18 protein-coding genes and 2 pseudogenes are annotated in these 21,017 nt (G+C 58.9%); 15 read left to right on the forward strand and 5 right to left on the reverse strand.

Annotated elements, in window-relative coordinates; all coding sequences use genetic code 11:
• Positions 1-106: 106 nt before the first annotated feature.
• Entirely contained in the window at positions 107-3,337 is a 3,231-nt protein-coding gene (locus tag R6Y96_RS07005) for a UvrD-helicase domain-containing protein (protein ID WP_318620541.1), read from the reverse strand.
• Positions 3,324-6,404 carry a PD-(D/E)XK nuclease family protein gene (locus tag R6Y96_RS07010; protein WP_318620542.1) on the reverse strand — a complete coding sequence of 1,027 codons (3,081 nt, stop codon included), beginning with the start codon at positions 6,402-6,404 and terminating at the stop codon, positions 3,324-3,326. Before R6Y96_RS07010 ends, R6Y96_RS07005 begins: the two co-directional genes overlap by 14 nt.
• A gap of 109 nt (positions 6,405-6,513) precedes the next feature.
• Between R6Y96_RS07010 and R6Y96_RS07015 the strand changes: the two genes are divergently transcribed.
• The 4 genes from R6Y96_RS07015 to R6Y96_RS07030 all read left to right on the forward strand — a co-directional run bounded on the left by R6Y96_RS07015 (position 6,514) and on the right by R6Y96_RS07030 (position 9,454).
• Positions 6,514-7,485 (forward strand): ADP-ribosylglycohydrolase family protein, encoded by a 972-nt coding sequence (locus R6Y96_RS07015; RefSeq protein ID WP_214023289.1) that lies wholly within the window; start codon positions 6,514-6,516, stop codon positions 7,483-7,485.
• Between the two features lie 6 nt (positions 7,486-7,491).
• Positions 7,492-7,908 carry a hypothetical protein gene (locus tag R6Y96_RS07020; RefSeq protein WP_318620543.1) on the forward strand — a complete coding sequence of 139 codons (417 nt, stop codon included), beginning with the start codon at positions 7,492-7,494 and terminating at the stop codon, positions 7,906-7,908.
• 626 nt (positions 7,909-8,534) lie between these two features.
• Positions 8,535-9,029 carry a winged helix-turn-helix domain-containing protein gene (locus R6Y96_RS07025; RefSeq protein ID WP_318620544.1) on the forward strand — a complete coding sequence of 165 codons (495 nt, stop codon included), beginning with the start codon at positions 8,535-8,537 and terminating at the stop codon, positions 9,027-9,029.
• Positions 9,030-9,037: 8 nt separating this feature from the next.
• Entirely contained in the window at positions 9,038-9,454 is a 417-nt protein-coding gene (locus tag R6Y96_RS07030; RefSeq protein ID WP_318620545.1) for a hypothetical protein, read from the forward strand.
• A gap of 126 nt (positions 9,455-9,580) precedes the next feature.
• Here the strand turns inward: R6Y96_RS07030 and R6Y96_RS07035 are convergent, their stop codons facing one another.
• Entirely contained in the window at positions 9,581-9,787 is a 207-nt protein-coding gene (locus R6Y96_RS07035) for a hypothetical protein (protein ID WP_318620546.1), read from the reverse strand.
• A 160-nt stretch (positions 9,788-9,947) separates the two neighbouring features.
• On the opposite strand from R6Y96_RS07035, the pseudogene R6Y96_RS07040 reads away from it, so the two are divergent.
• The 7 genes and pseudogenes from R6Y96_RS07040 (at position 9,948) to R6Y96_RS07070 (ending at position 17,733) form a co-directional block, all read left to right on the forward strand.
• Positions 9,948-11,076: pseudogene (locus tag R6Y96_RS07040) on the forward strand (IS256 family transposase).
• A gap of 327 nt (positions 11,077-11,403) precedes the next feature.
• On the forward strand, positions 11,404-12,378 hold the full coding sequence (locus R6Y96_RS07045) for an HTH domain-containing protein (RefSeq protein ID WP_318620547.1): 975 nt from the start codon (positions 11,404-11,406) through the stop codon (positions 12,376-12,378).
• Between the two features lie 3 nt (positions 12,379-12,381).
• A complete protein-coding gene (locus R6Y96_RS07050) occupies positions 12,382-14,193 on the forward strand; it encodes a GmrSD restriction endonuclease domain-containing protein (RefSeq protein WP_318620548.1) in 1,812 nt (603 codons plus the stop codon).
• A gap of 215 nt (positions 14,194-14,408) precedes the next feature.
• Positions 14,409-14,564 carry a hypothetical protein gene (locus R6Y96_RS07055; protein ID WP_318620549.1) on the forward strand — a complete coding sequence of 52 codons (156 nt, stop codon included), beginning with the start codon at positions 14,409-14,411 and terminating at the stop codon, positions 14,562-14,564.
• Positions 14,561-15,871 (forward strand): IS66 family transposase, encoded by a 1,311-nt coding sequence (tnpC, locus tag R6Y96_RS07060; protein WP_318620550.1) that lies wholly within the window; start codon positions 14,561-14,563, stop codon positions 15,869-15,871. The genes R6Y96_RS07055 and tnpC overlap by 4 nt, the downstream gene beginning before the upstream one ends.
• Before the next feature lie 39 nt (positions 15,872-15,910).
• Positions 15,911-16,663 (forward strand): hypothetical protein, encoded by a 753-nt coding sequence (locus tag R6Y96_RS07065; protein ID WP_318620551.1) that lies wholly within the window; start codon positions 15,911-15,913, stop codon positions 16,661-16,663.
• Positions 16,664-17,109: 446 nt separating this feature from the next.
• A complete protein-coding gene (locus R6Y96_RS07070; RefSeq protein ID WP_318620552.1) occupies positions 17,110-17,733 on the forward strand; it encodes a type II toxin-antitoxin system RelE family toxin in 624 nt (207 codons plus the stop codon).
• On the opposite strand, the gene R6Y96_RS07075 is transcribed toward R6Y96_RS07070, so the two are convergent.
• The gene (locus R6Y96_RS07075) at positions 17,730-18,206 is read right to left on the reverse strand and encodes a DUF6884 domain-containing protein (RefSeq protein WP_318620553.1); all 477 of its coding nucleotides are present in this window, start codon (positions 18,204-18,206) and stop codon (positions 17,730-17,732) included. The two genes, R6Y96_RS07070 and R6Y96_RS07075, sit on opposite strands and share 4 nt — an antisense overlap.
• A 30-nt stretch (positions 18,207-18,236) precedes the next feature.
• A complete protein-coding gene (locus tag R6Y96_RS07080; RefSeq protein WP_318620554.1) occupies positions 18,237-19,157 on the reverse strand; it encodes a hypothetical protein in 921 nt (306 codons plus the stop codon).
• 407 nt (positions 19,158-19,564) lie between these two features.
• Here R6Y96_RS07080 and R6Y96_RS07085 point away from each other — a divergent pair, with 407 nt between their 5' ends.
• The 4 genes and pseudogenes from R6Y96_RS07085 to R6Y96_RS07100 all read left to right on the forward strand — a co-directional run bounded on the left by R6Y96_RS07085 (position 19,565) and on the right by R6Y96_RS07100 (position 20,996).
• The gene (locus tag R6Y96_RS07085; RefSeq protein ID WP_318622501.1) at positions 19,565-19,813 is read left to right on the forward strand and encodes a DUF5655 domain-containing protein; all 249 of its coding nucleotides are present in this window, start codon (positions 19,565-19,567) and stop codon (positions 19,811-19,813) included.
• A 34-nt stretch (positions 19,814-19,847) separates the two neighbouring features.
• Positions 19,848-20,087: pseudogene (locus R6Y96_RS07090) on the forward strand (HIT family protein); the annotation flags it as partial.
• A gap of 170 nt (positions 20,088-20,257) precedes the next feature.
• On the forward strand, positions 20,258-20,515 hold the full coding sequence (locus R6Y96_RS07095; protein WP_214023166.1) for a UPF0175 family protein: 258 nt from the start codon (positions 20,258-20,260) through the stop codon (positions 20,513-20,515).
• On the forward strand, positions 20,499-20,996 hold the full coding sequence (locus R6Y96_RS07100) for a DUF3368 domain-containing protein (protein ID WP_318620555.1): 498 nt from the start codon (positions 20,499-20,501) through the stop codon (positions 20,994-20,996). Before R6Y96_RS07095 ends, R6Y96_RS07100 begins: the two co-directional genes overlap by 17 nt.
• Positions 20,997-21,017: the final 21 nt, after the last annotated feature.

Raw genomic sequence — 21,017 nt, forward strand, 5'->3', positions numbered from 1 at the left:
GATATCGCCACCCGGGGGGGTCCGGGAGGGGGTGTCCCCTTCCTGGGAACAGCGTTTTGGGACAACCCTCTATCTCTTTCGGATTCGCGGAGAGACCGCGCCGCCGTCAAAAACTCTCTTCTTCGATCCCACTGACCGCACGGGCGATCTCGGCGAAGACCAGATCCTCGTCCACCTCGATCTCCACCCAGCGGTCGGCATCGACGAAGTAGAGGTAGGGCGTGACCGGAGCCCCGAGGATCTGGGCGGCGGCGCGGCGGTAGATCGCCATCTGGATCGCATACTCCCCGGCGTCCCCCGGCGTCCCGGTCTTGTAGTCGATGAGCATCCAGGTGCCGTTCTGCCGCTGCACCAGCCGGTCGATGACACCCCTGAACGCGATTCCGTTCACCCGCACCGAAAACGGCACCTCGCGGTGGTCGCGAACAATCCCCTGCATCAGGGGGGACGCGAGGAACCGGGCGTAGAGTTCCTGGAACTCCGCAGCCCGGGCAGGGTCCAGCCCGTAGCGTCGCAGCACCGCGACGGGATCCCGGCCGCGGAAGACCTCGTGGACGACCAAACCGCGGGTCAGCGCGTCATCTTTGGTCGTTCCGGCGGAGGCCGGGCCGCGGAGGTACGCCTCAACCTCGCTTGCCGAGTAGGCACGTTCCCTCTTCCCGTTGGAAGGGATGCACGCCGGAACCTCCGGCGCGGGGATGTCGTCGGGAACCGGCAGGCAGACCGGGGCGATCTCCTGCACGTCGACCGGGATTGCCGCGGGGTCAAGGGTAAGCGGGATACGGAGCGTCCCGAGGCCGGCTTCGCCCCGGGCGTAGACCTCGTCGCAGAGCCCGAGGCAGTGCGCGAGCCAGGCCATCCGGGTCTTCCCGTCGCGGAGGCTCTCCGGGGCCGCGTCAGGCATCTCCCCGCAGAGGATGAGGTGATCTTTTGCACGGGTGACCGCAACGTAGAAGAGCCGTTTACGCTCCGCCTCCTCCTTCTGCCGGTACTCGTCCTTGAGGAGACGGAGGATGGGCGTCTCCTCGCGCTCGTGATCGTTTGCCGGGTTCGGTATCGAGACCCCGAGCAGCAACCCCTCCTCCACCATGATCGTGCCCCCGCCGGACCGGGGTGTCTCTGCGAGGTCGGGAACGACGACGACCGGGAACTCAAGCCCTTTCGCGGCGTGCACCGTCATGATCGAGACCGCGTCCGTGGAGGCGAAGTCGAGAGGAGCATCTCCCTCCCGTTGTGCGTCGTCGATACAACGGCCAAGTTCTGCGACAAACTCTGGAAGTGTGGAGAATTCGGCATCCCTTGCAAGGGCGATCAGTTTCTCAACGTTCGCCGCGGCCTGCTCGCCCCCAGCCGTCCCGCCGAAGACGACGAAGATCCCCGACTCGTCGACGATCCGGCGGAGGAGGCGGGCGGGCGGAAGCCTGCGGGAGAGCGAGAGCCAGCCCCGGATGGTCGCCGCCGCAGGCTCCGCCGCGGCCTGCAGCCGCTCCCAGAGAGAATTCCCCGGCAACCGGGCGATATGGAAGAGCCGGGCGTCGGAGAACCCGAAGTAGGGTGAGCGCAGCACGCCGTAGAGCGCCGCGTCGTCCAGGTTGTTTGCGAGGAACCGGAGGATGTTGTAGAGGTCGTAGACCTCCTGGCGGTCGTAGAACCCGAGACCGGCATGGACGTGGTAGGGGACGCCGTAGCGGGCGAGCGCCCACTCGTAGTAGGCGAGGTTCGTCCGCCGCTCGAGCAGGACGGCGACGTCGCCGTAGCCTGCCGGCCGGACCTCCCCGTCGTGGGAAATCCGCTTCTCCCCCCGCTCGACGAGAGAACGGATCTTCCTTGCCGCCATCTCCGCCTCGGCCCGGCGGCCGGCCGCCCGGTCTTTGATCTTCTGGCTGAGGAGGAGTTCGACCGAACCGGCGTCGTTTCGGCGGAACGCATGCAGCGGTTCGTAGAGGAACTCCCAGGGCCGGCCGGCCTCCGCCATCAGGGCGGAAAAGACGGCGTTCGTGAACCCAACGACCTCAGGCGTGCTCCGGAAGTTGACGTCGAGCGCGACCGTCTCCCCCCCGAGGTCCCGCTCGATCAGGTCCCGGGTATGCGAAAACTGCGTCACGTCGGCCTCCCGGAAGAGGTAGATGGACTGTTTCGGGTCGCCGACGACGAACAGGTTCGCGGAATCGCCGAGGAGGGTGCGGATGATGGCGATCTGGACGGGATCGGTATCCTGAAACTCGTCGACCAGGATAAACCGGAACCGGCTCCTAAAATGCGCCTCGACGATGTCCCCCCGGTCGCGAAAGAGCCGGTGGGTGCGGCTCACCAGGTCATCAAAGTCGAGGGCGTTCATCCGCCGCTTCTCCGCCTCGACCGAGTCAAGGAAGGCCTTAAAGACCACCCCGAGGTCGCGGAGGAAGTCGAGCGTCGCCCGGGCGAAGGGGTCGGTGGGGTCGAGCGCGAGCGAGCAGGCATCCCCGTGGTCTTTGAGGCACTGCCTGAGGATGCCGTAGGCCGCCCGGAGGTTTTTGAGGTCGTCCCCCTCCCAGTTCTTCTTCTGCCCCATGTTCCTGCGGAAGCGCGACTCGTTGTGAACCGCGGCAAGTTCGGCGACCGCAACCTCGCCGGCGAGGCAGGGCTCGATCGCCCGGAGGTAGGCCCCGGCCGGGTCGCGCTCGCCCGGGTAGCGAGCGGCAAGGTCACGAAGCGTCTCGATAGAGGGGGCGGCACGGTCAAAGAAGGCCGCAACTGCCGCCTCCCGGTGCCGCTCCAGGGCCGTCCGCCAGGCGTCGAGCACCCCCTCTTCGCTCTCCACGAGGGCGGCAAAGAACGCTTCCGCAGCCCCGCGGCGGGAGTACAGCGCCTCGAGGTAGTTCTTCAGTTCGTAGGTTCCGACGGCCCGGAGAGCGCCGATCACCGCGTCCCGGCACTCCGCGGGCGGATCGCCGTGGATTAGATCGTCGATCGCCTCCTCACGGAGCCAGAACGCCTCCCGCTCGTCGAGGACGGAAAAAGACGGCCCCACGCCGGCCTCGATGGGGAACTCCCGGAGAACAGAGGCGCAGAAGGAGTGGAAGGTCGATACCTTCGCCCACAAAAATTCGTCGCGGATCGCGTCCCACCGCTCGCCCTCCTTCTCCGTGATCGCCTGGCGGACCCGGACTTTCATCTCGCCGGCCGCCTTCTCGGTGAAGGTCAGCGCAAGGATGTTGCCGACGCCGACACCCGACTCAAGCAGGCTGAGGTACTTCTGCACCAGGACGTGCGTCTTCCCCGTTCCCGCACCGGCAGTGACGCACTTGCTCCTCGAATGATCGAGCGCGGCCCGCGCCTGGCGTTCAGTCAGTCCCATCGGGCATCACCTCCGCGTCAAGCAGTCGCAGGGCGTCGAACCGGCAGACGGTCTTGAACCCGCAGTAGGGCGGGCAGGGACCCGCATCCGACCGGGGCGGAAAGCACCCGGCGCGTATCCCGGCGAGGTAGCGCTGCGTCCAGTCTAAAGCAGCCTTTACCACCTCGCGGACGTCCTCGACCCTGCTCCGCTGCGAGCCGGGGAAACAGGCAAAACAGTCCTGCAGTTCTGCGTCCCAGAAGACCGGCTTGTTTTTGACCTCGCCGCGCCGGAGGGTGTAGTAGGTGCCCGCGACTCCCTCCATCCCGGTCAGTCTCTCGACCGCCAGGAGGTAGAGGGGGAGCTGGAGCGCTCTCCCGGCCTCAATATCCCTGAGCCGCGGATGCGACGACCCCGTCTTGTAGTCGGTGATCATGAACCGCCCGTCAGCCAGCATGTCGACCCGGTCGACCCTGCCCCGCAGGCGGATGGTCTCCTCGCCGGGCGGGATCGCAACCGCATCAGGCGTCGATACCGCGTCGACCTCCCCAGGCACCACCGGGAGGCCGAACGAGACCTCGAAGGCGTGCGGGACGAAGCGGGAGGCCGCGACCTCGGCCTCGTGCCGGAGGAACCGCTCAAGCACCCCCTTTCCCGCCGCAGGCGACCCGAGGAGGTGCTCTTTATCCGCGACCCATGCCGGGGTCTCGAACGTGAACCGGTCCATCTCCTCCCGGGCGGTATCGAGGATCCGCCGGAGGGCGTCCGCGTAGCACGCGTCGGTGACCGCTCCGTTGCCGTCGCACTTCCAGCCTGAGTAGAACCGGTAGACGATCCGGTGGACGAGGGCACCCCGCTCCTGCGCCGTCAGGTCGGGATCGGCCTCGGGCAGCGGCGCAAGACCGAGAACCCGCTCCAGGTAGAACTGGAACGGGCAGTCGGCGTAGGTCTCGAGCGCCGTCGGGGAGAAGACTGCCCCCTCGCCGAACCGTTCGGCGAGCGCCGCGAGTATCGCCGGATCGTCCCCAAGCATGCCGTCGTAGGGAGAGTCGTAGCCGGCTTTCCGGTGGTAGTTCTCTATGTTGAGCCGGCGGACGGCCTCGCGGACGGAGAGCCCCCGCGGCATCCGGTCCGGCACCTCCCCCCGGGCGAGGAGGGCCCCGGCGCGCCGGGCTGCGGCGAGCCCGGAGTCCGGGAGATCATCGTTCCCCCACGTCCCCGGGGAGAACGCCTCGCGAACGGCGTCCACGAACCCGGAGCGCACCAGCGGCGTTGCCCCGTCGACCGCGGGGTAGCTCAGGTAGACGCGGGTGCGGGCGGAAAGCAGGGCGGCGGTGAAGTAGTAGCGCTCCTCCCGGAGGATATCCTCTTTCGACCGCGTCCCGAGGCGCCGGGTCTCGGCGTCGGTGGTGAGCGGGAGACGGGTGGTCAGCCGCGGCATCACGCCCTCGACGAGGTTGCCGATGAAGAGGTAAGGGACGGCGAGGTGCGCAACCTCCCGGACGCCGACCACACGGACGCCGCCGCTGCTCCGCCGACGGGCGGTCCGGGTTTCGGCGGCACCCTGCGCGAGCAGGGAGGAGAACTCCGCAAGGGAGATCTTCTCTTCCGGCAGCAGCCGGGAAAGGCGTTCGAACGTCGCGAGGACATCGTTGAATCCCCTGAGAACCCGTGCTTCCTCCTCGAGGAGATCGGGATCGCCGTCCTCCGGCATAACCGGAGCCTGCCACCGCTCAAGGAGCGCGCGATAGGCGGCGATATGGCCGCCAATCGTCTTCGTCCCTTCGAGCGTCGCGAGATCGGCGAAGAGTTCCCGGACGGTCTTGCGTGCCGACTCGATGGCGGCGACCTTTTCGGCGAGCCGGGATTTTGCCGATTCCGGGGTGTCCGGCCGTTCTCGCTCCTCTTCGACGGAGCGGGCGAGCGCGGCGAGCCGCTCGTCCCAATTCCCGGCGGTTATCCGGGCCTCCCGGGAGAAGATGTCGAGGTCGCAACCGCCGGTGAACGGCAGGTAGGGGGAGGTCGCGAGAGCGACGACGTCCTCCCGCCGGTAACCGCGGGCGGGAACCATAGCGACGTCGAGCAGCGCCCGGACAAGCGGCGATGCGGAGAGCGCCCGGCCATCGGACGCGGTGTACGGAACCCCGAAGTCGGGGAAGACCTCCTCCACGCAGGGAAGCGCTGATGCGAAGTCGGGGAACGCGACCGCGATCTCGTCCGGCCGCACGCCGGCGGCGACCAGATCGCGGATCTCCTGCGCGATCGCCCGGACCTCGCCCTCCCGGTCACGCCGCTCTGCGAGACGGACGCAGTCGCCGCAGTCAACGGGCTCGGATCGGGAGAAGAGGGCGGCGAGGCGTGAGCGGCGGGTGTCCGGGGCATCACCGGAGATGACCGTATCCGGGAGCAGCCACTCACCGGCGTCGGAAAAAACCGCCGGGTTTTCGCCATAGGGAATCGAGTAGTGAAACTCCTCCGCAGACTCCCGCAGGGCAAAAAGCAGGTCGCGTTCGAGCGGCATAGGCTCGAATAGGCCGTAGATATAGATCATCCGGAACCACCCCGTCTCGGAGAGCATCCGGGTCACCCGGGCAAAGAGCGTATTCTCGTCGACAAGACCGTGCTCGTCGAGGAACCGGAGGTAGGCGTCGAAGAGGGCGGCGATCTCGGCGCTTTTGGCGCTCGCAAGGTCGCCGAGGGCGGCCGGGTAATCGACCTTTCGCATGATGAGTACTTCAAAAAGGGTCGCGAGTTCGTCGACGGCTCCGGTCCCGGCGAGAAGCGGGTACCTGCCGGCGGCGAGGATGCGGGCGAGGATGAGCCGGGACTCGGCTTCGGAGATCAGCGTCTCCGACGTTGCATAGTCGAGAAAGACTTTCCGGGCGAACCCGGAGAGGGTGGTGACCGCGTCGGCGACGAACGGGACACCCTGCTCCCCGAGGCGGCGGGCGACCTCCCGGGCGAGGTAGGACGTCGGGACGATGAAGACGGTACCGAACGGGTCACGGACGGCGGCTTTCCGGAACTCCGCGATGAACATGTCGAGGCCCTCTCCGGGCAACTGGCGGTACAGAACGGTGGGGGACATCCGTTTTTCTCTCCTGGTGAGGGGTTTAGGAAGGAGGAAGGATGAGTGTTGTTATTTTGACCGGCACAAACCGGAACCGTCTTTGGTGAAAGCGACCTGAAACAACACCATGGACAGAATCGACCGCTACCGCGGCTGCCTCCTCGGCCTTGCCGCCGGCGACGCCCTCGGGGTATCAGTCGAGTTCCGGCCGCCCGGGACGTTTGCGCCCGTCACCGGTATGGCCGGCGGCGGGTACCATAATCTCAAGCCGGGGGAGTGGACCGACGACACCTCCCTCGCCCTCTGCCTCGCCGAGAGCCTGATCGAGAAGCGGGGGTTTGACCCCGTCGACCAGCTGGAGCGCTACGTACGCTGGTACCGGGAGGGGCACCTCTCCAGCACCGGTACCTGTTTTGATATCGGGACGACGACCCGGAAGGCGCTCGAGCGGTTCATGGTTACCCGCGAGCCCTTTCCCGGGCTGACCGACGAGCGGTCGGCAGGCAACGGGTCCCTGATGCGGCTCTGCCCGGTGCCGATCTTCTACGCCGCAGACCCGGCCCGGGCGATCGAGCTCTCCGGCGAGAGTTCGCGGACCACGCACGCGCTACCGGTGGCCGTCGACGCCTGCCGGTTCTTCGGGGGGCTGATCGTCGGCGCCCTTGCCGGTGCACCGAAAGAGGTGCTGCTTTCGGAGCGGTACTCCCCGGTTCCGGGCTATTGGGAAGAGCACCCGCTCACCGACGAGATCGATATAGTCGCGGCGGGGTCCTACCTCCGCAAAGAGCCTCCCGCGATCCGGGGGCGCGGCTATGTCGTGGCCTCGCTTGAGGCGGCGCTCTGGGCTTTTTCCCGGAGCAGCACATTTGAAGAGGGCTGTCTTCTCGCGGTGAACCTCGGGGAAGACGCCGATACCACCGCGGCGATCTACGGACAGCTCGCCGGGGCGTACTACGGGGCGTCCGCGATCCCGCAGGCATGGCTGGACTGCCTTGCTATGCGTGATCTCATCGAGTCGTATGCTGAGCGGTTGATGCGATGCAGTGACGCCTGCGTCGAGCAGTTGTGCGGCACCGGTGACCCACAATGGAACCACTGATCGCTCATGGACACGAACTTCTGCCGCCACTACACCGGCGACGGCACGCCGCCGTCGAACCGCTACTGCCGGGTCTGCCCGCAGGCAGCCTGCGGCCGGCTCTGGCGTCGGGTCCTCGATCTTGCAGAGGCAAACGGCGGAGACCCGGTCCCGCTCCCCGGGACGCGGGCAGTGCTCTTCCCGAACAAGAACCCGGATTTCGTCCGACTGCAGGTCAACTGCCGGTGGGGTCTCCCGAAGGAGGACTTCCTCCACTACGTCGCCACCGGCCATGCGAAGATGGGGCGGCGGGGGCAGCGGAGCGATCCCCGCGCATCCCCAAGCTGCACCCGGCAGGAGCCCTACGTGCAGGCGATCGTCGAACTGCTCGGCGGGATGGAGATACCGGAGATACGGGCGGTGCGGGAGGTGCAGGGCGGGTGATTCATTGAGAAGCAGCCGCGTTCGTGAGCGATGCAATCTGCAAGGCTACCTGTATGCAATGAAACCGGATACGGTGAGACAACACAGGCTTTCCGTGCAGCCCAAAAAAGCCGTCGCCAGAGTGTATTTATGATCCTGATGAAGGAGGAAAACCGATATCGGCCCCTCAAAAGCAACGAAGCATAAACCGCCACTTTATATGTCACAACGAAAAGAACTGTAAATCAGTGCCTTATGTCATGCGATCTCCCTGATGAAGCGCTCTTTATTCTCGATGTTTTATACAAAGGGAGGCACTTTCGGACGGATGCAGGCTACCATTCCGAAAAACTGTACAAAATTTATATAAAGAAATTCACGGGACGATCCTGTCTGTCCATTGAAGATACACTTCAGATCCTGATGAAAGGCGGATATGTGGCACAGATCAGGAAAAAGAAAATGAAATACTACATAGCCGACATGAAGAGCGCCATCTTTGCCCTAAAAAGCCATGGGTATAACGTCGTTGATGGGCGATATCGTAAGCTCTGACATGATGCAAAATATTTTTATCGCTTGCGACAATATCAGTTATCAGTACGCGTATAGTATTCTTGATCACTGCATGAGATTATGTGAGATCTATGGCAAGTCCGTTTGAAGGATTATTTGGAAACACCTGCGAGTTGAGAATTCTCGAGTTTCTCCTGCCACTATCCGACATGGAATTTAACGTTACCGAACTCGCAGAAGAGGCAGGCGTTTCGCGTGTCACCGCAGGCAGGGTCGTGAAAAAATTTGTTGCATGGGGCCTCCTGAATGTGGGTACAGGAAGGGCTCCTCTCTACTCGATTAATACGGATTCTTCGATTGTACGGCGCATTGATGACCTGAACAATGCCCTCATCGAGAAAATGCTCGGTGAAGAACGGCTTAAAGAAATCCACGAGTATATTCAGGACAGGGATGTCAGCGCACCCCCGGACATCTCCGCAGAGGAGGGCTGGGTTTCCAGGTATGCTCCTTTTGAGGGTGAAGCCTGGGGGGGCAGTGTCATTGGAGCGACATCTGTGCTCGTCCCACCGTGTGCGACTGCAGATAGCATCTATGGCGATGAGCATCCGAGATATTTCCAGTGAGGGAAATTATGTCAAGGCAAGATTTCTTCAGAAAGGAACTCGTCACCGAGTTGCGGCGGGTAGAAGCGATGATGCGAAAGGAAGAGAACATTGAGAAGAAAATTTACTATTTCTCTGCAGCATATGGTATTACTAATCGCACGCTCCGCTATGCATTCACTGATGACTACCTTATGGCTGATTTCGTCCTCAATACCTGTTATACGGGGTTGATGGATCGGTTTAAACGCATTCGTTCCGGCGATAGCACAGTCCCACTTGAAGCGAGGCATTTTGAAAAAATTCAAGAAGGAATGAGGTTGCTTGCCGATGCTTTCGACGAAGGTACATCGATCCTCAAACCTCTCGAAGTCATACTGACTGCTACCTTCGCAACATCAGGCCCCGGGAATTATCTGCGGGAAAAAGGAGATCTACAGATCTAATCTAATAATCCCGTTTCCAAAGTATTTCTACTCCGTCAAGGATCTTTTTTTACAGCACCAAAAGAGCGAAGCAGCCTGTTAACACATCCCGACGCTCGACCCAAGGACGCCACCCGCCACAACCCCTCACCCCCATCCGAACCCGTATGCCAGCACGGCGACCAGAAAGACCATGATGCCGTTCCGGAGCACCGTCGAGACGAGCATGATCTCCGTTCCCGTCCGCATCCCGAAGATCGCGACGTAAGAAGAGCCGAGCCAGCGGATGCTTCGTGTCACGCTGGTGAGGACGTTCCCCACAAGCAGGGTGAGGACGATCTGCTGCCAGGTCATATCTCCCGCGGCGAGCAGGGTGGACGCAACGCTCGGACCCGCGACGAAACTGCCGAACTGGGCGGCGATGACGGCGAACCCCTGATAGTGTAACGAATTTTCTGTAAAAATGATTTGGCCCTGAATCCAACCTAGATTTGGACAAAGGAGAAACAGGGCCATGGATCCCTTAGCGTTAATCGAAGATTATCTTTCCGATCAGGAGAATGGCATGAAGACCCTCATCACCTGGTTCCTCAACCAGGTGATGCTGCTCGAAGCCCTCCAACAGGCGGGAGCCGAGCAGTATGAACGAACCGATGCGCGGAAAGCGCATCGGAACGGCTACAAGAAGCGCTCTCTGAAAACCCGATATGGAGAAACGATCCTCCTGAAACCACAATTCCGAGAGTTCTCCTTCGAAACACAGGTGTTTGGACGCTATTCACGGGTTGAGAAGGCTCTTGAGAATGCTATCTTTGAATCCTATCTTCAGGGTGTTTCAACCCGCAGGATCCAGGAGATTGTTGCTCATTTTGGCATCGAACAACTCTCTCCTGCTTTCAGTATCCAGGATAGCAAAAGATCTCGATGAACAGGTCCATGCATTCCTTCAGAGGCCGATTGAACAGGATATTCCCTATCTCTTTGTGGATGCTTCGTACTACAAAGTGAGAGAGAGACCACGGTACATCACCAAATCTCTTCTGGTGATCGCCGGGGTTCGAATGGACGGCTACCGGGAAATCCTGGGAGCCAGAATCACCGACTGTGAGAATGAAGAATTCTGGTCAGGATTGTTCGAAGACCTCAAAGAACGAGGATTGACGGGTGTCAAACTGGTTGTCTCGGATGGTCATGCCGGGATCCAGAAGGCGGCGGAAGCCGCCTTCCTCGGCGCATCGTGGCAGATGTGCTCGGTCCATTGCACGCGGGCGGTTTTAAAGAATATTCCCCGGAAACATCAGAAAGAAGTTGCTGAATCCTTGAAGGAGGCATATGGGAACGAGAAGAGACTTCAGCAGCTTGCAGATGATCTGAACGAACGAGGATACCGGAAAGCGGCCAATACGATCGAGAGATTCATCCCGGGACTTATGAGTTACACGGCGTTCCCGAAAGAGCACGCAAAGCGGATCAGAACGACGAACATGATGGAAAGAGTCAACAAGGAACTGAAACGGAGAACCAAAGTTGTAGGGGCATTTCCCAATGAAGAGTCACTCCTCAGGCTGGCAGGATCCATCCTGATGGACATCAATGAGGAGTGGGTGGCCGGCAGAAAATATTTGACGATGGAGGGGGAATGATCAAACAAGGAGACAGGGCTCAGAAGAATTACAGAAGATCTGAAACACTACCGATCACCACGAAGACGGGGAGGCGGTTTGACCGGGAGTAGGCGTTGTATCGCCTGATCTGGTCGGGGGAGATTTATTCGGCCAGGCTGTGCTCAGCCGCATGCAGTATGCCATGAACATGACAATTTCAAATAATCAATATTAATACCCTCTCATACCACCGGATAATTGTATGAAGATTTTTCACCGTATGGAATCCTCCCGCCATCAAGGAGCACATCCTCGTCAATATCAACCCAAACGCAGATATTCGGCTCTCTGGGCAGGAGATGAGGGATGAACGTTCTCGATGCCGCATATGAGGTGCTCCGTGCAGCAGGTGAACCGCTCCACTACCGCGAGATCACGCAACGGATGCTCGATCGAGGTCTCTGGTCGAGCGCAGGGTTGACCCCCTGGAATTCGGTCAACACCCGGATTGCTGTTGATATCAAAAGAAATCGGGAGCAGTCCAGATTTTATCGAGCAGCTCCCGGCATCTTCGGGTGCCGTGAGGCTGGAGATCCCAACCCCTCTCCGGAGCCCGAACCCGAGCGGGATAGCATGTCCTTCCTCGATGCCGCCGAAATGGTGCTCGAGGATTATGCAGATAGGCAACCGATGCACTACCGGGATATCACCCGAAAGGCTCTCGACCTCGACCTGATCACAACCGGCGGCCTGACCCCCGAAGCGACGATGTACGCCGCGATCCTCACCGAGATCCAGCGGCAGAACAAACGAGGGGAACTCCCGAGGTTCGAGAAGTTCGGCAAAGGCTACGTCGGGCTGACCCGGTGGCACGAACAGGGGCTTCCCTACCAGATCGAGGCGCATAACCGCGAGGTGCGGGAGCACCTCATGCAACGGATCAGGACGATGGACCCCGCCGCCTTCGAGGGGCTCGTCGGGGAACTGCTTGCAAAGATCGGGTTCGAGGACGTCGCGGTCACCCGGGCGAGCGGCGACGGCGGCATCGACGTTCGAGGGACGCTTGTTGTTGGCGACGTCATCAAAACGAAGATGGCCGTCCAGGTGAAACGCTGGAAGAACAATATCCAGACGCCGGTCGTCCAGCGGGTCAGGGGCTCTCTCGGGGCACACGAGCAGGGGCTGATCATCACCACGAGCGACTTTTCGACTGGCGCCCGGCAGGAGGCGGAGCAGCCGGACAAGACCCCTATTGCCCTGATGAACGGAGAGCAGATGGTGAATCTGCTTATCGAGTATGATATCGGGGTGCGTACGATCTCATCAAACTCCAGGAGATAGAAAATGGCAATCGGAATCACAACTTTCCAGAGTACAAAAGTCTTCCTCAAAGATATTCTTGAGAAGATCAACGAGCGCAAGATTCAGCTTCCCGACTTCCAGCGAGGATGGGTGTGGGACGACTACCGGATCCTGAGCCTCCTCTCGAGTGTCTCCCTCTCGTTTCCCATCGGGACTGTAATGATACTCCAGACCGGAAACAGCGAATACCGGTTCAAGCCGCGACCAATCGAAGGGCTGCCCCTTGAACCGGCTGTCGAGCCTGAACAATTGATCCTCGACGGGCAGCAACGGCTCACCGCACTTTTTCAGGCGCTGATCAAGCCAGGTCCAGTCATCACAGAGGATGCCAGGAAGAAGCCTATCCATCGATATTATTACTTCGATATCGAAAGATGCCTAGATCCCAACGAAGACCGCGAAGACTGCATCCGGAGTATTTCGGAGGATAAACGTGTCAGGGACTTTCGGCGCAAGGTCGTCGAAGACTACTCTACACCAGAAAAGGAGTACGAGGCCGGTCTCTTTCCGGTGAAGCAGGTGTACGATAGTTTCTCCTGGAGGATGGGGTACGATGAGTACTGGGATTACGACAAATCAAAGATAAAACTCTTCAACCAGTTCTATACAGAGGTCATCCAGCGATTCGAACACTACCAGCTCCCGGTCATCGAGATGGAGAAGGAGACGCCGAAAGAAGCGGTCTGCCTTGTTTTTGAGAAGGTAAACACCGGCGGGGTATCGTTGACGGTCTTCGAGCTCCTGACCGCCACGTTTGCAGCTGATAACTTCTCGCTCCGCAACGATTGGAAGAATATTGCAGAACAGTTTGCCAAGGAAGATGTTCTGAGTAAGATCCCGAACGATCATTTCCTCCAGGCGGTCACCCTGCTTACGACGATGAAGCGGAACCGGGAATACATAGAAAGAAGAGGAGACTCGGACGGACGTGCGCCTGCAATCAGCTGCAAGCGCAAAGACATTCTCAAACTCAATCTCGAGGATTATCTTGAGCACCGTGATGCGGTGGTTGACGGTTTCATGAAGGCTGCCAAGTACCTGAGGATGCAGAAGATCTTTACCGCCCACGATCTGCCGTACCAGACGCAGATCGTCCCGCTGGCCGCCACATTTGCGGTCCTCGGCGATGAAGCTGATAACGACACCGTAAGACAGCTCCTCTCGCGATGGTACTGGTGTGGGGTCTTTGGCGAGCTCTACGGAGGCGCGATTGAGAGCCGGCTTGCAAAGGATCTTCCTGAGCTGATCGCGTGGATCCGGGGCGGCGATGAACCGACAACGGTGAAGGACGCCTCGTTCTCGGGAGCACGCCTGGAGGAACTGACAACCCGCGGAAGTGCGGCCTACAAGGGTATCTTTGCGCTGCTGATGCGCGATGGATGCGAGGACTTCCAGACCGGCCAGCCGATTGATATTACAAACTACTACGATGAAAATATCGATATCCATCACATCTTCCCTCAAAAATGGTGCAGCGAGCATCTCGATAGGGCGGAGCTCGCGAGGCGCAAGAGGGCGGTGGACTGTATCATCAACAAAACACCTCTCTCTTCTCGCACCAATCATATGATTGGCGGGCATGCGCCGAGTGTCTACCTGCGACGGATCGAGAAGAACGAGCAGATCCCGGCAGAGCGCCTGGATCAGATCCTGCGCTCACATGTCATCGATCCGGAAGCGCTTCGGAACGACGACTTCTGGGCGTTCTACAACCGGCGATACGAGGAGATCCTCGACCGTATCGAGGCCGCGATGGGCAAGCCCGTGATCCGGGAGGAGGTAGAGACGGTATGAGTGTCGGGGCGGTGAGAGATGTCAAAGGGTTCACCATCGACCAGGCAAAGGTGCGGACGTGGAAGCGGTATCCGGCATGTAACAGGTCAGGACACCCCTTCACCACACCTTGCTCTTACCCATCATATCACAATCCCCCTTTTCTGAAAATACGCCCATACAACCGTTAGATCTTTATATAATGAGAGATAAATAGATATTCAGGTTATGTCATCATGGAACGTGACGATATTCTTGCACTGATACAGAACGACCCTGAAGCGATCGTCACGATCATCCAGCGTCTGGAAGAAGAAGTCAAGCAACTTCAAGAACTCTGCTCACTTCAGCAGACCCGGATCGCTGAACTCGAACGACGTACTCAGACATGAGCAGTCAAAACAGCAGTCGTCCCCCATCCACCGATGGCTTCAAACGGCCTCAGAAAGAGCGTAAAAAGACCGGGAAACGTCCGGGGGGTCAGAAAGGACATGAAGGTCGGACGATTGAATGGTGTGAGACTCCAGACATCATCCAGACACACCGCGCAGATGTCTGTGAAGAATGTGGTGCATCCCTTGCTCTCGTCCCGGCATCCTCTGTTCAGAAGAGACAGGTTCATGACATTCCCCCACTCCGGATAGTTGTCACCGAACATCACGCTGAAACGGTCGTCTGCCCACACTGTGGTCGGATACATGAAGGGTCATTCCCCGAGGAGGTTCCGGCTTACCTCCAATACGGCTACAACATCCGGGCGTTGATGGTTTACTTCTGCATCTACCAGTTGCTTCCGTATGAACGTTCAGCGGAGATCTTCACGGACATCTTTGGGTGTTCCCCGGTCAAGGCAACCCTGATGCAGTCCGTTTCAGCCTGTGCAGCAAACCTTGACGGTTTTGAAGAAGAGGTGAAACACCTTCTGCAGGGAGCACCTGTTCTGCATGCTGATGAAACCGGATTCCGGGTGAACGGCAAACGAGAATGGCTGCATACAGCCAGTACGGATCTCCTCACGCTGTATGGTCATCATCCGAAAAGAGGATCGGAGGCGATGGATGCGATCGGTGTACTTCCTGCGTTCAAGGGGATCATGGTCCATGATTGCTGGTCGCCATACTTCGGGTATGCATGCGAGCATGCGGTCTGTAATGCCCATATCCTCCGCGATCTCAAAGGGATATCGGAGAATACCGGCCAGCATTGGTCTGATGAGATGCATGATCTCCTTCTTGAGATCTACGCCGCTGTTGATGGAGCCCCGGAATCAGCGGGTTCTCTCACACCGATTGAGATCGAAGAGTTTCAAAGACGATTTGATCGGATCCTCGAGAGCGGGAAGGCAGAGAACCCCTCCTCTCCTCTGCCGGTTCAAGGAGGGAGACGTAGTCGGAAGAGACGAACTCCTGCTGAGAACCTCATTGACCGGTGTCAGAGATATCGTGTAGAGATCCTCCGGTTCATGACCGATTTCAGGGTGCCCTTTACGAACAACCTTGCAGAGCGCGATATCAGGATGGTGAAGGTTCAGCAGAAGATCTCAGGGACGTTTAGAAGTGTGGAGGGGGCATCTAACTTCTGCAGGGTTCGGGGGTACATCTCAACGGTGAGGAAGAATGGAGGGTCGGTAATCACGGCCATCAGGAAGTCATTCGAGGGAGAACCCTTCATACCAACTGCGGCTTACAGGTATACCTGACCTGTTACATTTTTTATACTATGTATTTCATTCACTATTATGCAATCCCTATCGAAGTGTTGTCTTCTCCTTCTCATCCTCATGCTCTGCGTCTCGCCTGCAGCGGCGCAGACCGGCTCGCATACCACACTGCAGGTATACACGAGCGAGGAGGTTCTCGGTCGAATCGTCTCGATTACCTCAGATTCGGAGATTGGTGCATATTCCGTCACCATTACACGCGGCACGAGCGTTCAGCCTGCCGGTGTGGGCGATACGCTGCGCCATAAGGATATCATCACCCTGCAGCGCGGCTCGTTTGCGGATATCCAGCTGGTCGACAGGAGCGATACGACGATGCTCGGCGGAGGCACCGGGGGAACCGCGGTCCTGATAGAACGAGCAGGCGGCGGCTCCGGACAGGCGGCGACTCCCGAGGTGACGGAAACCCCGTCGGGCAGCGGGATAATTTACGTGGATTACGGACAAACTGAAGCAGGAACGGTGACATCTATTCAGGGCAGAGCGGAGATCCTTAGAAATGCCCGGATCTTTCCTGTATATAGAGGAGATAGCCTGCTTGTCGGCGATACCCTGTTTATCAGAGAGGGTGTGGTGACCGTTGAGATCTGGGACTCCGGGACAAGGACGATCTATGAGGGAGGGATACTCAGCATTGAGCAAAAAGAGAAACCCCAGGGGCTGCTCGAACCGATCTTCACCTTCTTCGGCGGGGTCTGGAAGTCCATAAAGCAGTTCATTGCACCGCAGGAAGCCAGTGAACTAACCGGCACATGTGGGGTCCGGGGATAAATAAACGGATATGAGATGGAGGAGCCCTCCATCGGCTATTTTTAGTGATATACGACTGAACCGTCCCGGTCAGCGCTTTGTGCGGTGGTCGAGGTCTTCAGCCGCCGCCCTGAACTCTTTTAGGCGGTCTTCAACCGATCCGTCGGCGTCGCGAAGGGTCACTACCCTGCCGCAGCCGCCGCAGACGATCGGTCTGTTCTCTTTCAGGTGCTCGACCGTAACCTGAAGCGGAAAAATGCAGTCCGGGCAGCGTATTGTTGGTATGGGATGGCCTTCAGGGCCAATTCAATTTTACAGAACTTTCGTTACGTTACCTCGGTTATCCAGAAGGCCTGGGTTACAGGTCGTCTGTTGACGGATGTTTTAATCGGTTATATAGTCAGAAATCAGGTACCAGGATCTTCGATCTTACTGCCCGCAACGACTATCGGAATATAATCGACTGGGTGTATCTTAAAGAAAAGACAGGTATCGATGTTCTTCATTGCTTCACTAAAATGTCTGCATATGACTATGCACTGATCGAATTCGGCAACCTGCTTCGTGAAGATCTCCTCGCCTGGCCTGAAGAAGAACTCCTTAGTATTGAACCAGAATCTACAATCGAGGATGTAATATTCAGGGCGGTTTCAGAAACGCGAGAGGATCTGCCTAAAGAGCATGATATATTCATCCTCCAGAAGGCTGCCGGAGAGGTTCCAGGGCTGCCCACATACCCGCTAGATCAGATCCCCCAGAGATTGGGGATAGCATCCGGAAGTAGTGACATTGACCCACAATGCAAAAAGGGCCGCAAGGGGTGGGTGGTCTCTTTCACATCCGAGTTCCGAAAGAATCTCAGCCAGTATAATGATAAAAAATTACAGGGCAGAGCTCTTGAAGCAGTGGCGGAGATCATTGTAACGCCTACAACAAAAAGAGGCAATACGGTCAAACCTCTGACAGGCCCGCTTGCCGGACAGTGGCGATACCGTATTGGAGATTATCGGCTGATCTATCTTCCAGACGAGGATGCAAAAAGAGTGTCGCTAATCGCCGTTCGAGCGCGTGGAAACGCCTACGATGATTAGTTCCTGGCCTCCAGCGGCTCTCCCCTTTCCAGAGCCATTCTCACCCTTTTCATCATGCCTCCGATACCTCCTGCACCCGCAAGAGGCGCGTCCACCCTGATCTTCGGCAGCGCCCTCCGTACAGCAGTGACATAGTCTCTGCCGGCTACCACCACAACCCGGTCGAATCTGTCAAGTCCAAGCCGTTGTGCCTGCTCCTGCAGGTTCTCTATCGAGATTGCTTCAGGATCAGTGATGCGCACGTTATAGTTCCCTGAAACGACGTCATCAGGCATCAGGAAACCGTACCTGGCGGAAAGAATGCACCAGGACTCGGGGTAAAACCGTTCAGCGTACTTCTGATTGAGGCGGGCGAAGTTGCCTGTGTACACGTTCCGCGCAGGAGTTGGTCCGGCATCCCGACCGCTGCTGTCATCCCAGATTTTTCTGCTGCCGCACGAGATGACGCAGAGAATCTTCCCACCCGTATTCATCTTCTAATCACGTCCTGCATACCAAGCGTTTCACCTGCCCGCCAGCGTATCAAGGGTCACCTTCTGCCCATTAATAGACACTTTCCCATCCACGCAGAACGCACCCAGCTCGCACGTCCCCAGGAGCGGGCAGAATCCCGTCTCAGGGTTCCTCCGGCCACACCCGAACTTGGAAAGGTGCCATAGTGGTTCGTCCACGTCCAGAGCGATCATAGGTCGCCCATCGACTGAATGGCCTTTGACACTCTCTGCCCAGGCACGCCGGACATCGGCAAATAGGTCCTCAAGCCGGCCCTCATACTTCCCATACACTACGCCGAGGCAGAGCGAAGCCCGGGCAACATGGATATCCACCGGGATCGGGACGCTCTCTAGATTTTGAATCGTGTCGATCCTCGCGTTGTCCCTGAGCATCCGCAGCCAGAGCGGCCCGATCTTGTCTCCTCGCAGAAAGGGAAAATCGGTGTATGGTCGGCCGTCACCAAGGTGCTGGTCTTCCTTTAGCCGTCGGAGAATTGTCGGCCCGTCATAGCCGCAGTCGGCCAGGAAGTTGCGGGGATCACCGTTCCATTTCTTGTAAAACGAGAGACCGACCGTGCGCCAGATGAACGTGTCTTTCTGGCTCTTTTTTGAAAGCCCATGCCTCTGCAGGTCGTCGACAATCTTTGAGTACGCCACCTCGTGTAATGCCGCAGGGTTGAAGAGATACCGGGTTTCAGGGTCCTCGTATGTGCGCCGGGCGCTCTCCCAGAGCGCGTGGGCATCCCGCTGGTAGTCGATCGCCACGGTCAGGGTGAGAAAGAGGATGTGCTCCAGCGAGCCGGCCTCGACTCCTTGAGGAGGCCTGTCTTCGGGCATATCCACCCTGCCATGAATCCCGGTAGTCCTGAACGCTTCGTAGAGTAATGGTGCGATACGCTGACCTTTTGGGATGTCGAAGGAGAGCGCCATACAGGGAGGTTGCCTGAAAGTGAGATAAGGTTGCCGGAAAGAGCTTTCGCTCAGTCTCACGGCTACTCATGCATTCATTTACTGCAGGTTCATGAGAACAAGGTTCAGCAACTCGCAGGTGTTTCTCTTGCTCTATGCTCACAGGCCACCGAATCCATAAATAGAGATTCATGACAGTTCATTGCTTTATTCGGGTTTTACATCGTCCCAGTTAAACTTGTAGTATCCAGCAGATCAATCGCAACGTCGAACTCATCCGCTACCGGCAGTTCGAAGACACCCTCCTGCTGTTTGAACTCGTGAACGCGACCGCAGCACAGAGTTCCACTACGACAGCCAGTAACAGCACAGGACCGGGATTGGCCCGTATCGCACCAACATTCTCTGAAGAGATCGAACACTCAGATGTGGATCTTCGGGATCGCTTTGAGGCATTGCGGGCCTACATCGAAGCACTCGGAGACGACGTTCAGACAAGGGTGCTCAAGAACTATACAGCCTTCAAGCGGATCAAGAACTTTGCCTGTGTAAGCCTTCAGAGAAAAGGCGAGATCGCCATACGGGTGAAGATCGATCCCGATACGATTACACTGGAGCCGGGGTTCACCGATCAAACAGGCAGGAAGCCCACTCCTCCTTTAGGGGTGGGTAGTTGACACGGAAGTGCGCCCACTTAATCGACGTCCGGGGGTGCGCAGCATAAACGCCCTGACCTGTCCCTTCTGCAACCCTGAGAGAGAAGAGATCGTCCTCGCAAACGACCTCTGCTACGCCCGCTACGATAAATACCCGGTAAACCCCGGCCACCTCCTCCTCATCCCCTTCCGGCACGTCGCGGATTTCTTCGACGCGACGGACGCCGAGCTTGCCGCCCTCCTCGCCCTCCTCCGGGAGGCAAAAATCCTCATCGACGGCCGGTTCCACCCCGACGGCTTCAACGTCGGCCAGACGGTGATGCACCTCCACGTCCACGTCATCCCCCGGTATGCCGGGGGCGGTCCCGGAGAAGAGGGTGTATTAGAGGGGACCTCTCCGGCCTCCGTTCACCATCAGATTTATCGGTTCTCCCTCCCATCCATTATCTATCAGGTGAAACTGCTATGGCCGATGTTACCATCACCGTCCCCCAGGATATCGTACAGGCGCTTCGGCTCCCTCCCGACACCGTTGTCGCCGAGTTGCAGCGGGAGCTTGCCGTGGCGCTCTACCAGCGGGGCATACTCTCCTCCGGGAAGGCGGCGGCGCTTGCGGGAATGACCCGGTGGGAGTGGGAGGAACTGCTCGGGGCACGGAAGATCCCCCGGCATTACGCCGACGAGGATCTCGACCGGGACATCGCATATGCCGCTCGCAGTTAGCAATTCTTCGCCACTCATCCACCTCTCGCTGATCGGCCGTGTCAACTTGCTTCGTCGTTTTTCAGAAGTATTCATCCCTCCTGCGGTCTGGCGGGAGGTCGTGGAACAGGGCGGCAGTCGCCCCGGGGCAACCGAGATCCGGGAAGCCCGTGAGTCAGGATGGCTGCGCGTGGTCGAGCCCTCCAACACGGCCCTGGTGCGCCTGCTCGAACAGGAACTGCACCCCGGTGAAGCAGAGTGCATCGTCCTTGCCATCGAGATCAGGCCCGACGCGCTCCTCCTTGACGAGGCCGAGGCCCGCCGCATAGCGGGGCTCTATGACCTTCCGGTCACCGGCATTATCGGCCTCTTGATCCAGGCGAAGCATGAAGGGCAGGTCTCCTCACTTGCGGAGGAGATGAACCGGCTGCGGGAGCAGGGAAACTTCCGGATCCATGATGCCCTCTACAGGCGCGTCCTTGAAGAGGAGAAGGAAGGGTAAACCGGAGGTCGGATGCCTCAC

Source organism: Methanoculleus receptaculi (assembly GCF_033472595.1).
Classification (GTDB): Archaea; Halobacteriota; Methanomicrobia; order Methanomicrobiales; family Methanoculleaceae; genus Methanoculleus; species Methanoculleus receptaculi.